The organism is Methylomonas sp. MgM2, from assembly GCF_054172045.1.
Genome location: NZ_JBSYXO010000022.1, coordinates 59,104 through 74,406, shown reverse-complemented (window position 1 = coordinate 74,406; position 15,303 = coordinate 59,104). Strand labels below are relative to the sequence as shown.

Annotated in this window: 12 protein-coding genes, 1 pseudogene and 1 riboswitch; of the genes and pseudogenes, 3 read left to right on the top strand and 10 right to left on the bottom strand. The window is 47.5% G+C overall.

Annotation, left to right across the window (positions count from 1 at the left end):
* Nucleotides 1–60 precede the first annotated feature (60 nt).
* The 9 genes from ACW73I_RS16010 to rpsB all read right to left on the bottom strand — a co-directional run bounded on the left by ACW73I_RS16010 (nucleotide 61) and on the right by rpsB (nucleotide 8,238).
* Nucleotides 61–771 (bottom strand): DsbC family protein, encoded by a 711-nt coding sequence (locus ACW73I_RS16010; RefSeq protein ID WP_458030425.1) that lies wholly within the window; start codon nucleotides 769–771, stop codon nucleotides 61–63.
* A gap of 60 nt (nucleotides 772–831) precedes the next feature.
* Nucleotides 832–2,196 (bottom strand): RIP metalloprotease RseP, encoded by a 1,365-nt coding sequence (rseP, locus tag ACW73I_RS16005; protein WP_458030424.1) that lies wholly within the window; start codon nucleotides 2,194–2,196, stop codon nucleotides 832–834.
* Nucleotides 2,196–3,380 carry a 1-deoxy-D-xylulose-5-phosphate reductoisomerase gene (gene ispC, locus ACW73I_RS16000; protein WP_458030423.1) on the bottom strand — a complete coding sequence of 395 codons (1,185 nt, stop codon included), beginning with the start codon at nucleotides 3,378–3,380 and terminating at the stop codon, nucleotides 2,196–2,198. The genes rseP and ispC overlap by 1 nt, the downstream gene beginning before the upstream one ends.
* Complete coding sequence (locus tag ACW73I_RS15995) at nucleotides 3,377–4,300, bottom strand: phosphatidate cytidylyltransferase (RefSeq protein WP_458030422.1); 924 nt, start codon at nucleotides 4,298–4,300, stop codon at nucleotides 3,377–3,379. Before ACW73I_RS15995 ends, ispC begins: the two co-directional genes overlap by 4 nt.
* Before the next feature lie 36 nt (nucleotides 4,301–4,336).
* Nucleotides 4,337–5,101, bottom strand: coding sequence for an isoprenyl transferase (locus ACW73I_RS15990; RefSeq protein ID WP_458030421.1), 765 nt, complete (start codon nucleotides 5,099–5,101; stop codon nucleotides 4,337–4,339).
* Between the two features lie 18 nt (nucleotides 5,102–5,119).
* Nucleotides 5,120–5,677: a ribosome recycling factor gene (gene frr, locus ACW73I_RS15985; protein ID WP_458030420.1), complete on the bottom strand. Its 558-nt coding sequence runs from the start codon at nucleotides 5,675–5,677 to the stop codon at nucleotides 5,120–5,122.
* Between the two features lies 1 nt (nucleotide 5,678).
* On the bottom strand, nucleotides 5,679–6,398 hold the full coding sequence (gene pyrH / locus ACW73I_RS15980) for a UMP kinase (RefSeq protein WP_458030419.1): 720 nt from the start codon (nucleotides 6,396–6,398) through the stop codon (nucleotides 5,679–5,681).
* 83 nt (nucleotides 6,399–6,481) lie between these two features.
* Nucleotides 6,482–7,366, bottom strand: a complete 885-nt coding sequence (tsf, locus tag ACW73I_RS15975) for a translation elongation factor Ts (RefSeq protein ID WP_458030418.1) — start codon at nucleotides 7,364–7,366, stop codon at nucleotides 6,482–6,484.
* A gap of 128 nt (nucleotides 7,367–7,494) precedes the next feature.
* Complete coding sequence (rpsB, locus tag ACW73I_RS15970) at nucleotides 7,495–8,238, bottom strand: 30S ribosomal protein S2 (RefSeq protein ID WP_458030417.1); 744 nt, start codon at nucleotides 8,236–8,238, stop codon at nucleotides 7,495–7,497.
* Between the two features lie 258 nt (nucleotides 8,239–8,496).
* On the opposite strand from rpsB, the pseudogene map reads away from it, so the two are divergent.
* The 3 genes and pseudogenes from map to ACW73I_RS15955 all read left to right on the top strand — a co-directional run.
* Nucleotides 8,497–9,267: pseudogene (map, locus tag ACW73I_RS15965) on the top strand (type I methionyl aminopeptidase); the annotation flags it as partial.
* On the top strand, nucleotides 9,264–11,912 hold the full coding sequence (gene glnD, locus ACW73I_RS15960) for a [protein-PII] uridylyltransferase (RefSeq protein ID WP_458030416.1): 2,649 nt from the start codon (nucleotides 9,264–9,266) through the stop codon (nucleotides 11,910–11,912). The pseudogene map and the gene glnD, both read left to right, overlap by 4 nt.
* Nucleotides 11,913–12,293: 381 nt before the next feature.
* Nucleotides 12,294–12,379, top strand: a riboswitch (cyclic di-GMP riboswitch).
* An 80-nt stretch (nucleotides 12,380–12,459) separates the two neighbouring features.
* Nucleotides 12,460–14,301, top strand: coding sequence for a S8 family serine peptidase (locus ACW73I_RS15955; RefSeq protein ID WP_458030415.1), 1,842 nt, complete (start codon nucleotides 12,460–12,462; stop codon nucleotides 14,299–14,301).
* A 63-nt stretch (nucleotides 14,302–14,364) separates the two neighbouring features.
* Here the strand turns inward: ACW73I_RS15955 and ACW73I_RS15950 are convergent, their stop codons facing one another.
* Nucleotides 14,365–15,171: a choice-of-anchor N protein gene (locus ACW73I_RS15950; RefSeq protein ID WP_458030414.1), complete on the bottom strand. Its 807-nt coding sequence runs from the start codon at nucleotides 15,169–15,171 to the stop codon at nucleotides 14,365–14,367.
* Between the last annotated feature and the right edge of the window lie 132 nt (nucleotides 15,172–15,303).

Sequence of the window (15,303 nt, the reverse complement as noted above, 5' to 3'; positions counted from 1 at the left end):
AATCCACGCATCGGACTATGACAACCGGAAAATGCGGCGGGCAAACCGTCACAAACTAATTTATTCGCTGTCCAAAATTTTTGCTAATTGGCCCGCAGGCACATACCCCGGCAAAATGTTGCCTTTCTCTGTCACGATCATAGGCGTGCCGCTCATACCGAATGCTTCACCCAACTTCATATGCTGATCAATGGGATTGTCGCAAGTTTTTGTTTGCAACGATTCGCCTTTCTTAGCGGCCGTAAGCGCCTTTTGCCGATCGTCCGCACACCAAACTGAAATGGCTTTGGCATACGACTCCGAACCCTTGCCCGCCCTTGGAAAAAACAAATAGCGTACCGTAATACCTTGGTCCAGATACTGATCGATTTCTGAGTGTAACTTACGGCAGTAGCCACAATCGATGTCGGTAAACACCGACACGGAATGCTTGCTCGCTTCCGGTTTAAAGACAATCATGTTTTTTTCACCGATGTTGTCCAGAGCCGCTTTCCTTACGTCGGCCAATTTGTCTTCCGTGATATTTTTCTTTGCAACTGCATCGTATAACTGGCCTTGCAGCAAGTATCGGCCATCCTCAGACGAGTAAAAAATACTGCCGCCGGTGACGACTTCATAAAGCCCCTTGATTTCAGTCGGTTGTATCGAATCAATTTGCGCACGCGGCATAGACTCGCCTATCGATTTTCTAATGGCGGCTTCATCGGCCAGCACATGATGGGCCGCAAACGCCGCTGTCGCGGCGACGAGTAATTGCAATATTTTTTTCATTTCGCAGGGTTCAGTTGTGAATGAATGGGATGGACTTAGAAAACAAGGATTTGTTCAACACTAATGAATCAACCGGCCCAAGTCCAAAAACAGGGCGAGCGCCATCAATGAAATCAGCAAAAACATGCCTACGTGCTGGAAATACAATTGCAAGCGGTCAGGCACCGGACTGCCTTTAATTGCTTCTACGGCGTAAAATAGCAAATGCCCGCCGTCTAAAACCGGCACGGGAAGCAAATTTAATACGCCGAGACTAACGCTAACCAATCCTAAAAACTTTAGAAAGGCGGTAAAACCTATCTGGGCCGACTGTCCGGCATATTGAGCGATACTGATAGGTCCGCTCAAATTTTCGACCGAGGCGGTCCCGATAAACATTTTACCGATCATTTTTAACGTGCTGACGGCGTAAAACCAAGTTCGTTGAAAAGCTGCGGGAATAGCCGCAATCGGTGTCAAGGAATATTCGATCTGTATGCTATTCATCAAATCGTCGGGTATTTCTACTCCGGCACCGATTTTGCCGATCACCTTGCCGTCTTCCTGCTCTTCTTTACGAGGCGTAAGTTGCAATTCTGTTCTTACATCGTTGCGCTCGACAACGACATGGATAGGGATCTCGGGCCTTGCTTGCACAAATTCGACCCATTGTTGCCACTCAGTGATCGGCTGGCCGTCGGCACTCACGATTAAGTCTCCGGCCTGCAATCCTGCCTGTTTTGCAGAACCGTTATCCAGCAACTTACCGATAATCGGCTTGATTTTCGGCATCCATGGCTTAAATCCAAGGCGTTCGTTCAGAACTTCCGGGCTTTTTACATCCTCATCCTGAAGATTGATTACCCGAAATTTCTGTTCGTCATCGACCGTTTTAACATCGATTACGATATCTCTTTCCCCGCCGATAGCGGCTGAGAACAGCTCATCCAGCGCCAAGGTCCAAGTGGGGGTGGACTTTTGATTCACGCTAAGAATTTCATCGCCGGCTTGAAAGCCTGCCTCCGCTGCCAAGGTACCACTTTCGACTTTCCCCAAGATGGGCCGGATGCCAAGCTCGCCTATCACCATGACGAGCCAGAATAAAAACATGGCCAGTATCAAGTTGAACAACGGACCGGCGGCAACAATGGCCGTCCTGACCGCTACCGACTGCCGATTAAATGCGTACGGCAGATCGGCGGGTTCAACCTCGCCTTCGCGCTCGTCGACCATTTTGACATAACCACCCAACGGCACGGCGGATATGACGAATTCGGTTTGTTCCGGCGATCTCTGATAGGACCATAGTTTTTTGCCAAAGCCGATCGAGAAACGGATCACTTTGACCCCCATTTTACGGGCTACCCAAAAGTGGCCCAGTTCGTGAAACGCGACAAGGACCGCGATCGCGACGCTAAAATAAAATAGGGTATGCAGAGTTTCCATTAGCCTACTAAAGAGTTAATCACGTTTTTCGCGACTTCACGTGCTTCGCGGTCCGCTTGCAATACCAGTTCCAAACTGTCGGCATCATCCGGTCCGAACCGGGCCATACTACGTTCGATAATGATAGCGATGTCGGTAAATCTTACTTTTTCATTTAAAAAAGCTTCGACAGCAATTTCATTCGCCGCGTTCAATACGGTCGGCATAATGCCGCCCGCTTTGATGGCCTCATATGCCAGGCGCAAACAAGGGAAACGCTGCAAATCCGGTCTCTCGAACTCCATATGAGCCACTTCGAATATGTCCAGCGGCATTACGCCGGAATCGAACCGCTGCGGCCAGGCCATCGCATGAGCAATCGGCGTACGCATATCGGGATTGCCCATCTGCGCCAGTACCGAGCCGTCGACGTAATCCACCATCGAATGAATGATACTCTGTGGATGAATGACGACCTGAATATCATCAGGGTTCATATTGAACAATAAGCAGGCTTCGATCAGTTCCAAGCCTTTATTCATCATCGTTGCCGAATCGACCGAAATTTTCCGCCCCATATCCCATTTCGGATGGGCGACAGCTTGATCCGGCGTAACATTCGGCAATGTTTCGAGAGGCGTTTTACGGAACGGCCCGCCGGATGCCGTTAATAAGATCCTTCTAGCCTGCTCAGCTCTGCGCCCTGTCGTGTAGCCTGCCGGCATACATTGGAAAATCGCATTGTGCTCGCTATCGATTGGTAACAGAACCGCCCCGGAATCGTTGACGGCCTGCATAAAGATTTGGCCGGACATGACCAACGCTTCTTTGTTTGCCAGCAATACGGTTTTACCGGCTTTAGCTGCCGCCAGTGTGGGTAATAAGCCCGCAGCACCAACAATCGCCGCCATGACCGCATCGACATTATCCAACGTCGCAACTTGCTGCAGAGCTTCCGGCCCGACCAGCACCTTAATATCGGCCACGGCTGACGAGGCGATGCGTTGTTTAAATTCTTCCGCCTGGCTTTCCATCACCACCACAGCGTATTCCGGATGATGCGCCAGACACTGCTCGAACAAGGTATTTATATTACCGTTGGCGGTTAACGCGACTACGCGATATTGATCGGGATGACGCGACACGACATCCAGCGTGCTAACACCGATCGAGCCGGTGGCTCCAAGTATGCAAATACCTTTCATGAGTAGAAAATCCGACCTATCAACAAAATACCGGCATAGAAACATGGAGCGGCAGCAATCAGGCTATCAACTCTATCCAATATGCCGCCGTGGCCTGGCAACAAGTTTCCGCTGTCTTTAACTCCTTTACGCCGTTTTACCAAACTGAACAACAAATCTCCGTATATCGACACTAATACGGTAAAAACCGACAATACCAACATATCGGTAAACACCAGCTCATCTAAAAATCTGAGCGATTCTTCCACGGATTCACCGGAATCCTGGCTGGTCAGCTTGCCGTAAATCCAAAATCCCATTCCGCAAACCACAGCAGAAATTAATGCCGCATACATGCCTTGAGTTGTTTTTCCGGGGCTAATTTCCGGAGCTAATTTGTCCTTGCCCCATTTTTTTCCGGCGAAATAAGCGCTTATGTCGGCCGCCCAAATTAAAATAAATAAATACAGCACCATGCCTGAACCATAATAGGCCCGCAATTTACTCATAAACATCCAGGCCGACAACAGTACCAACCAACCAACGAATACTTGAAACGAAGATTTAAATTCCATTTGCAACAATTGCGGCGCCGCCTGTCTGATCACGACCATCGCCAACAACCAAAACAATACCGGCGCAATGACAAACCATTCCAATGCGTCTGAATAATCTTTGATTTCCGGCCATTCCATGGCTTCGCTTAATAGCTCTAATAACACGGTCCAGTAGCTCACTCCCAACATGGGGATAACCAATGCCACAAAAAACAAAATTTTTTGGGTGATTTTTTCGATGTTGGTCAGCGATAACCATTCCCACGCCCCCCCTAACGTGACGGCAGCGATGAATAATGAAAAATAACTCGCCGGCAGTTCAAATACTGCGAGAATGACAACGGCCGCCAGCACCGAAGCCGTTATAATGCGTTGTATTAACATGGTTTTGCTTTCTAGTTATTATGATTATGAAAATTTCTACAGAATACGTTTATCAATAATTTGTTCGCCGGTATGGCCAAAGCGCCTCTGGCGTCCTTTAAAACTATCGATGGCTTGTTGCATCATCGCCCGATTAAAATCCGGCCATAACACGTCGGTGAAGAAAAGCTCGGTGTACGCTAGTTGCCAGAGCAAAAAATTGCTAACGCGCTCTTCTCCGCCCGACCGAATGAACAAATCCGGCTCGGGCAAATCTGCAGTGACTAAATGCTCGCTAATCAGTTGTTCACTGATGGCTTGTTCGTCGATCTCGCCGGCTTTGATACCGGCAACGATCTTTCGGACCGCTTGCGCAACATCCCATCGTCCACCGTAATTAGCGGCTATCACCAAAGTTAAACCGGTATTACCCGCGGTCTGTTGCTCCGCTTCCCGGATTTTGACTTGTAACTGATCGTGAAATGCGCTTTTGTCTCCAATAATGCGCAAGCGTATGTTGTTCTTATCCAATCTATCAACTTCAGTTTGCAAGGTGCTCATGAAGAGCTCCATTAGCAAACTAACCTCTTCTTTCGGCCTCCGCCAATTTTCACTGCTAAAGGCAAACAGCGACAGAACTTCAACGTTTTCCTTTGCGCAATATTCAACAATGTTTCTAACCGCTTTAACGCCGGCATGGTGGCCCATGATTCGTGGCATCATCCGTTTCTGTGCCCAACGGCCGTTGCCATCCATAATGATGGCAATATGTCGCGGGTTATCGCCATTCGCTATCATCTTGCTGCCAAGCTGGTCCGACATGTTTATCCTCAATAAAGTTTACATTGACAGTAAATCGGCTTCTTTCTCTTCGAGATACTTTTCGACTTCTTTAATATATTGATCCGTCAATTTTTGAATTTTTTCTTCGGCTTGACGTGCGTCGTCTTCGGAAATTAGTTTCTCTTTCAAAGCCTCTTTGATCGAAGCATTTGCATCGCGACGAACATTTCTAATCGAGACGCGGCCTTGCTCGGCTTCATTTTTTACCACTTTAACCAGTTCCCGACGCCGCTCCTCCGTCAATGCCGGCAGTGGAATACGAATAACGGTACCTTGAGTTGCCGGATTCAAACCCAGTCCGGACGACATGATAGCCTTTTCGATAGCTTGAACCATACCTTTTTCCCAGGGCACTACTTTCAAAGTCCTGGCATCCTCGACCGAGACATTGGCGACTTGGGACAACGGCGACTCGGCACCATAGTAGCTGACGGTAATTTGATCCAACAAACTAGGATGAGCTCTTCCTGTTCTGATTTTAGTAAACGCTCTTTGCAACGCTTCTATGCTTTTCGCCATACGCGCTGCCGCATCTTGTTGAATATCACTGATCATTTTATTTCCTCACGATTAGAGAACCGATATCTTCACCGCGCATCAAACGCATCACCGCTCCGGGCTCAAAGATATTCATTACCCGCATGGGCAGATTATTATCCCTGCATAACACCAAAGCCGTGGTATCCATAACATTCAACCTTTGATCTATCGCTTCGTCATAGGTTAAACGCGGGTAAAATACGGCATCGGCCGTTTTGTTAGGATCGGCGGAATAGACGCCTTTTACTTTGGTCGCCTTAATCATCAATTCGGCATCGATTTCAATAGCGCGCAGACTCGCCGCGGTATCTGTGGTAAAAAACGGATTACCCGTGCCGGCTGCAAAGATCGTCACCCGGCCTTTTTCCAGATGCCGCACGGCACGTCTGCGAATATAATCTTCGCAAACCTGGTTAATTTTCAGTGCCGTCATAACCCGCACAGGCTGGCCTAAATACTCCAACGCATCCTGCATCGCCAGAGCATTGATGACCGTGGCCAGCATGCCCATTTGGTCGCTAGTGACCCGATTCAATCCTTCGGAGGCTTTTTCCGAACCGCGCAATATATTGCCTCCACCGATCACTAAACCGACCTGAATATTGGCATCACATAAATCTTTAACCTCTTGCGCTAAACGTTGAACGATATCGGGATCGATACTTCCCCCCTTTTCGCTCATCAACGCTTCTCCGCTCAATTTAAGCAAAATTCTTTTACAAATAGTCTGACTCATAATCGAAGTATCCACGGCCGAGATTTAACGCAATCAATTCCATATAGAAAAAACCCGGTCGAAACCGGGTTATTTCAAGAGTTTTAGCCTCTTACTTGCGCCATCACTTCCGCAGCAAAGTCTTCCTCTTTCTTCTCGATACCCTCGCCTACCTCGAAGCGAGCGAAACGGACAACCGAATTACCTTTTTCTTTCAAAAGCTGAGCGACGGTTTTGCTATCGTCCTTAATAAAGGCTTGGCCTTTCAAAGTAACTTCCGCCAAGAATTTGTTAATGCGGCCGGAAATCATTTTTTCGACGATATCCGCCGGTTTTCCTTTCATTTTTTCTTCTTGTTGCGCCAAGAAAATTTCTTTCTCTTTTTCGATAGTTTCAGGCTCAACTTGCTCAGCAGAAATACACATTGGTTTGCTAGCGGCTATGTGCATGGCGACGTCCTTACCGAGTTCCGCGTCATATTTCGCCAGTTCTACGATAACGCCGATTTTACTGCCATGCAAATAGCAGGCTTGACCGCCTTCTGCCGCGGTAAATTTTTGTACTCGTCTTACCGTAATATTTTCGCCCAATTTAGCAATTAAAGCGCGACGGGTTTCATCAACGGTCTTGCCGCTGGCTAAAGTCAGATTTTGCACCTCTTCATCGGTTTCAACGTTTGCATCTAACAGCGCAGCAGCAACATCGTTGACGAATCCGGAAAAGTCGTCACCTTTAGCCACGAAGTCGGTTTCGCAATTTACATCGACCATCACGGCGACTTTATTATCATCGGAAACTTTAACACCGATAACGCCTTCAGCCGCGATACGTCCCGATTTTTTATCGGCTTTTGCTAATCCCGCTTTTCGCATGTTTTCGATAGCCAATTCCATATCACCATTAGCTTCGACCAACGCTTTCTTACATTCCATCATGCCGGAACCCGTACGTTCACGCAGTTCTTTCACCATAGCCGCACTGATACTCATTACTTTTTCCTCAAGTTTATTAACTAAAAAAACGCCTCACAAAGGAGGCGTTTAAAAAAACCGAAACCGAGCTTAGTTTGAAAGCTCGAGCAGATCCGGCCTATGCGTATAGGCCGGACAGCAAAAACTTACGCTTCCGCTACCACTTCCTCTACGAAGTCGTCGGATTTTGTACCCGCGTCCATACGCAAGGCCTTCGCTTCCAGTATTGCTGCTGAAGCACTTTGGCAATATAGGGTTACCGCTCGAATCGAATCATCGTTACCGGGAATGATGTAATCTATACTGTCAGGAGAGTTATTCGAATCGACAACGCCTACAACAGGAACGCCGAGCTTCTTCGCTTCCATAACGGCATTTTTCTCATAGCCGACGTCCAGAACGAAAATCGCATCAGGAATCCCGCGCATGTCTTTGATCCCACCCAAACTACGTTCCAATTTTTCCAGCTCGCGCTCCATTCCCAGAGCTTCTTTCTTGCTAAATTTTTGATACAAAGAACCGTCCGCTTTCATCGCCTCCAGCTCTTTTAAACGATTGATGGATTTCTTGATGGTCTTGAAGTTGGTCAACATGCCTCCGAGCCAACGATGGTTGACATAAGGCATGCCGCAACGTTTCGCTTCTTCCGCTACTGCTTTACGAGCCGCTTTTTTGGTACCGACAAACAAAATCGTACCCTTGTTTGCGGTCATTTGACCGAGATAATTCATCGCATCATTGAACATTGGAAGCGTTTGTTCCAAGTTGATAATATGAATTTTGTTACGGGCGCCGAACAAATAGGAAGCCATTTTAGGATTCCAATATCGGGTTTGGTGTCCGAAATGAACACCCGCTTCTAACATTTGACGCATTGACACTGCTGCCATTTACAGATCTCCTAAGATTTTGCCGAATTGTTCGGCGATGGGTTACGCCTCCGCACTGTCCCGAAAGATGACCGGACTTGTTAAACAAACCAAACCGGCACCCCATCAATCGTGTCGACAGGCGTGAGTATTAAATATAGTGAATTGAGCTTTATACCATGTTTGCGATTTCACAACAACACTCAGTGTCTGATAGACTGCGTACAATATGGGCAATAATCCGATCGTTATCGCCAACAAAAACCAGCAAAATTTAACCGCCTAATGAGCATCACTATCAAAACTGCCGAAGAAATCGAAAAAATGCGAATCGCCTGCAGACTGGCAGCCGAAGTACTGGAAATGATCGCGCCTCATGTCATACCGGGCATAAGCACTGATGAACTGGATCAAATCTGTCATGATTATATCGTCAACGAACAACAAGCGATTCCAGCACCGCTCAATTATCGCGGTTATCCGAAATCGATTTGTACCTCGGTCAATCATCAAATTTGCCACGGCATTCCTAGCCAGAAAAAATTAAAGAATGGTGACATCGTCAATATCGATATTACCGTCATAAAAGACGGCTACCATGGCGACACCAGTAAAATGTTCTGCGTGGGCGACGTCAGCCCACACGCCAAACGGTTGATAGAAATTACTCGACAATGCCTATTCCTCGGCATTGAGCAAGTCAAACCGGGCGGCCATTTTGGCGACATCGGTCACGCCATCCAAAAACATGCCGAGAGCAATCGCTATTCTGTCGTACGTGAATTTTGCGGTCACGGCATAGGCAAAAACTTTCATGAGGAACCTCACGTCATGCATTTTGGCAAATGCGGTGAAGGAGCCGTCATCGAGCCAGGCATGATTTTTACCATTGAACCGATGATCAACATAGGCAAAAGACATATGAAAATTCTGGCCGATGGTTGGACTGCGGTCACCAAGGATCACAGTCTATCAGCACAATGGGAACACACGATTCTTGTGACTGACTACGGATACGAAATTTTGACATTACGCCAGGAAGAACGTTGAATCAGTATCTGTTTACTGAAGCCGAATTCCGTAAAGATTTGTTAGAACCAAGTCCCATCGGCCGCTTTAAAAACGCTATTGCCACGAAAAACCAACAACTAAAACAACGTTTCGACCCTAGCCGTTCCCCCGTTGATCTGCTGCATGAAAAAGCGAAGTTTATCGACGATTTACTATCCGCCGTCTGGAAGCATTTTTTGACGAGCGATTCGGGGAAGCAAGCATTAATTGCTACAGGCGGGTACGGTCGAAGCGAATTATTCCCTCATTCGGATATCGACATACTGATGGTCCTGGATCAGAATTATTCCGATAACATTCAGGACAGTCTATCTAATTTCGGCAACTTTCTATGGGATATCGGCCTAAAGCCGGGGCTTAGAACTTGCTTCACCAGCGAATGCTTGGCTTTTGCCGGACAAGACCAAACCATTTTCACCAGCTTACTGGAAATGCGTTTAATCACCGGCAATCAAAAGCTTTTCAAACAATTAAAACGACAAATCGCCAACACGCAGTTGTGGTCATCCGAACGATTTTTCTTGGCAAAATTGGATGAACAGGAACAGCGCTACAGCAAATTTCACGACACCGCATATAACCTAGAACCCAACATCAAAGAAGGCCCGGGCGGCTTGAGAGACATTCAAGTCGTTGGCTGGGTTTTCAAACATCATTATAACGCGGGGTCCCTGCGGGAGTTAATCAAGTATGGTTTCTTACCTAAAACGGAATATGACAACTTGGTTTCTGCCAGAGACATTTTATGGCGATTGCGTTTCGCACTTCATACCTTAACCAATCGCTGCGAAGATCGGCTTTTATTCGATTATCAGCGCGACTTAGCTCGCTTGTTTAATTTCATTGATACCGAAGGGCAGCCCGATGTCGAACGTTTCATGCAATTCTTTTTTAAGACTGTCGTCAATATCGAACAACTCAATGAAATGTTGTTGCAATTATTGAATGAACGCCTGATCAATAATAAAGAAAATCTCACGCCAATCCCGATAACCGCCAATTTTTCATCGATCGCCGGTTATCTTGAAGTGAGCGCCGATAATGTATTTCAAAACCGGCCGTTAGCGCTACTGGAAATATTTTTACTTCTTCAACAGTCTCCATCGTTGAAAGGTATTCGCGCCAGCACCATACGCCTGATTCGAAAAAGTCTGCCGTTGATCGACGAAGAGTTTCGCCACGATAAAAACGCGAACCGCATTTTTATGGAAATTTTACGCCAACCGCGAGGCGTCACGCACCAGTTAAAGCGCATGAACCGCTACGGCGTATTACCGGCCTATTTGCCCGACTTCGCCAACATCGTTGCCCGAATGCAATACGATCTGTTCCATATCTACACCGTAGACGAACACACACTGTTCGTCATCAGGAATTTGCGCCGATTCGCCTTGGACAAACACAGCAAGGAATTGCCGTTCTGTAACAATATCTTTCTACTAACCCCGAAACCGGACGTACTTTACATAGCAGCGCTGTTCCACGATATAGCAAAAGGCCGGGGCGGAGACCATTCAGAACTTGGCGAAACGATCGCTCGCGAGTTCTGTCGGCAACACAACCTACCTAAGCACGACACTAAGCTAGTCGCGTGGTTGGTCCGCAATCATTTGCTGATGTCGATGACGGCGCAACGCAAGGATATTAGCGATCCGGAAGTCATTCACCATTTTGCCTTACAAGTCGGCAGCATCGAATATTTGAATTACTTGTACCTACTGACCGTCGCCGACATCCGCGCCACAAATCCCAGCCTTTGGAACGGCTGGAAAGACGCATTGCTAAAAGAGCTGTACATTGCCACTCATAGAGCGCTGCACCGCGGCTTACATAATCCGGAAGCACGATCAGAGCGCATCAGCGAAAACCGTAAAGACGCGCGCAAAGAACTTATTAAGCTCGGCGTATCGCAAGCGACTATCAGACAGTCCTGGCAGCATTTAAGCGATAACTATTTTTTGCGCTATTCGATTGACGAAATTGCTTGGCACACCATCGCCATCGCCGCCTGCTCCGAAGAAGAACTGCCACTGGTTTTGCTACGCCCACAGACACAACGGGGAAGCGCCGAAGTGTTTGTCTACACTCGCAACGAAGAGCATATCTTCTCCATTTGCACGGGTACTCTGGATTGTTTGGGGCTTACGATCCTAGACGCCCGCATCATCACCACGGAAGATCAATATGTGTTAAATAGCTTCCAGATTCTGGAACAATCCGGAGAAGCCATTAAAGACTTATACCGGGAAGTACATATCTGCGATACCTTACGCAGAGGACTGATCGGTAAAGAAGTAAAAGCTTCGATAAATATCCACAAACAGTCCCGTCAAGCACAGCACTTTCCAATCGAAACCAGCATCACATTTTTAAACGACCCTAGCAGCAAACATTCAATCATCGAATTGATCACGACCGACTACGCGGGCCTTCTTTCAACGATTGGCCGCGCATTCAACGAACTCGATATCCAATTGCATGACGCTAAAATCACCACAATCGGCAGCCGAGCGGAAGACATGTTTTACATTACGGACCGAGATAACTCGACCATTGATGATGAAGCGGAAAGGCAACGCATCCGCGATACAATTTCGCGATATTTGGCAATATCAGGTCATTGAATTAGCCCGTTTTTCCCGAAAGCCAGTACCAGCGCCGAAGCGGCCAAACATCGGATTCATCGAAAAATTCGTTAGCGTTTTTAATAAAACCCTAATACTCCGCAGCACCCACAACCGGTCACTTTCAACTACAATATAGTCACAACGCTATTAGCAATCCCTCGCCGTTGTCAAAACACCTGCCGGCCCTCGCATTTCCACATCGTTATTCCAAATTGAGCAACAAATCACCAAAAGACACACCAACAATAACAAAATGACTTTCCTAAATTATTTTTCGCAAAGCCTGTCACATCAATTTTTTCCGGAATTCATAAACTTTCCTTCAACCGAGGCGGAAAAAACATCCAAAAGACTTTTTGACGCTTCAGTCAATCGAAAATATTAAAAGGGCAAAACCATCGAAAGGTGGCGACGCAAAGTTTCCAGTCTAACGGAGTACTTCCTATGACAGTGGGATTGCTAAATTGGCAGAAAGTCAAAGATCATGCCGGTTTATATTCAACTTCGAGGAACTCCTTCGGACGTTTTTATTAGGAGTAAACTCATGCACTCTAATAGCCGAAGAAGTCAAAACATCACAACTCGTTTCAAACAATCAATCAGCACGCCGGTATCAGCGATACTCGTGTGTTCTGCGATGATCCCTTTTACTCAAGCCGGCGCACAAAGCCAGTCAGATTTTCCTGAAAAAAAATGGGTGGAAGGTCAAATCATCGTTAAGCCGCGCGCCGGTCTTGACGAAGACAAGTTCGAGCGGATATTGAAAGCAGGCGGCGGACGCTCAAAAGCGCGATTCAATCAAATCAACGCGCATGTGGTTGAAGTACCGCCTCAAGCGGAAGACGCAGTCATCAAGGCATTGTTAAATAACCCGAATATCGAATACGCGGAAAAAGACATGCTGGTTGAACTCAGCTCAGCAACCCCAAACGATCCGAGCTATTCCAGGCAGTGGCATCTGCCCAAAATGCAAACCCCCAATGCTTGGGATGCCGCCACTGGTGAAGGTGTTATCGTCGCGATTTTGGATACCGGGGTTGAAGCCAATCATCCTGATTTAGTTGGCAATCTGGTTCCCGGCTGGAATGTGGTCAGCAACAATAACGATACCTCGCCCATCATGTGGCACGGTACCAGTGTTGCCGGTGTTGTTGCCGCAACCAGCAATAATGCCACCGGCGTTTCGTCCGTGGCCTGGGGCGCAAAGATTATGCCGGTGCGCGTTTCAAACACGACGGATGGCGTCGCGCAATGGAGTTCACTGGCCAACGGGATCTTGTGGGCCGCGGATCATGGGGCCGATGTTGTCAACATGAGTTACGATGTATCTATTGGCGCTTATCTCCTGAACGATGCCGCTCAGTATTTCCGCAACAAAGGGGGCGTGACCGTAGTCGCTGCAGGCAATTCCAACGCGGATGGCGGCTATAGCGACAACCCCTATATGATTACCGTGGCCGCGACGGACAGTAACGACAATAAATCCAGCTTCTCGAACTATGGAAACAACGTCGACGTGTCTGCGCCGGGAACCGGCATTTATACGACCTACACCAATAGCGGATACGCAAACACCTCGGGCACATCCTTTGCGAGTCCCGCAACGGCCGGCGTTGTAGCCTTGATCATGTCCGCAAACCTCTATTTGACACCGGATGAAGTGGAAACCGTACTGGAAAAATCGGCTCACGATCCAATTTCAGGCACGGACTGGCATAAATACTTTGGCTGGGGCCGAGTCGATGCGGCGGCGGCTGTGCAATTAGCGAAGCAAACCACTTTTGTTGATACACAAGCACCCGCTGTCAGTATTTTTGCGCCGCAAAATAATGCAACCGTCAGTGGCAATGTGTTGATCGAGGTTGACGCCTCGGATAATTCGGGGGTAACAGGCGTCGATCTGTACGCAAACGGACAGTTCATAGGCAGGGACTCAACCGCGCCTTACCAATTTAGTTGGGATTCGACAACGGTTGCCGATGGTAGCGCGGTATTCACAGCTGTCGCTCAAGATGCAGCGGGAAACCAAGCGACCTCAAAAGGTTTAACCGTCAATGTCGTTAATCAACCCGTCGTCCAGGACACTACACCACCTACGGTCAGCATTTTCAACCCGGAAAACGGCAGTAACGTAAGCGGTACTGTAAAAGTTGAAATCACAGGTAGTGACAATATAGGCGTAAAAAAGCTAGCTTTGTTTGTTGACAACGGATTGCTATGCTCAACGACCGATACGAACTCATTGAGCTGTACCTGGAACACCCGCAAAGCGAGCAGCGGCAACCACATCATCTCCGCGATCGCGGAAGATGCGGCCGGAAACAATGGCGAATCACACATTACCGTCACTAAAGGCATTAGTACGAGCGGCGGAAGAGGCAAATAACCACACTCATTGTCTAATTAAAAAAGCCGGCTTGCGCCGGCTTTTTTGTTGGAGAACTGAGTTTTAAATCTGTTTTTTTCTCCTACTGTTCAATCCAAAACCCATCGCACCTAAGCCCATTAAGGCCAGGATATTCGGCTCAGGCACACCACTTGGAGGAGGTGGTGGTGGCGTTCCTGATGGAAGACTTTGCGCATCATGAGAATAAGGCGCGTTAGCGTAAACTAATTTTTTGTTTTGATCTACGGGAGGCTGATATCTGGCTCCATCGCCACCTGAGACAGTAAATAAGTCAAAGTGAACTCCATCCAGACCACCTTCTGAGGTGGCTGCAGCTGTTTCTGTCCACGACATCACGAACGATTCGATGTATCCCTTCCCTGTACCAGTGCTCCCTGGTTGAGTATCTGTTATGTCGACAATAGCGCCATCAAATTGAAATTCATATATTTCGAAATAAGTGTCGAAGATACCATGAGGCGCTAAGTCGTTATCATCTTCAACAGGGGGAGTGCCATATCCCGAGGTAAGCAAAGTTAGAGCAATCGAGTCATTGGAAATGCTCAAGTTAAAGAGGTCTCCAATATCGCCATAGTCGGGCACTGCCGAGGCAACCAGATATGCATATTGCTTGCTGTCAGGAGAAACAGCCCATGCGTAATTGCCATTTCCTCCGTCAGCTTTGGTAGCATTTGCATATGCGTTCAACGTGAAGCTTGCCTGATTGGTGTACCAAGTATCATCACCGCCACCTATATAACTCCACCCGGCGGCATCCCCCGGTCCAAGTTGTAAAGGGTTTAAAGCAAATGCAGGCGAGACCATCACAGCACTCAATGCCAAAATGATTGGTATTTTTCTAGCGTTCATTTCAAATTCTCCGATAGCTAATTTTCTTCTTCTTCAGTCGGCTACAAATCTATTCGCCCTGCTCACTCACATGTAAACCAAAATCTTGCAGCTTAAAACTGAACATCCCTTTTGCCTGGGACATATATAACC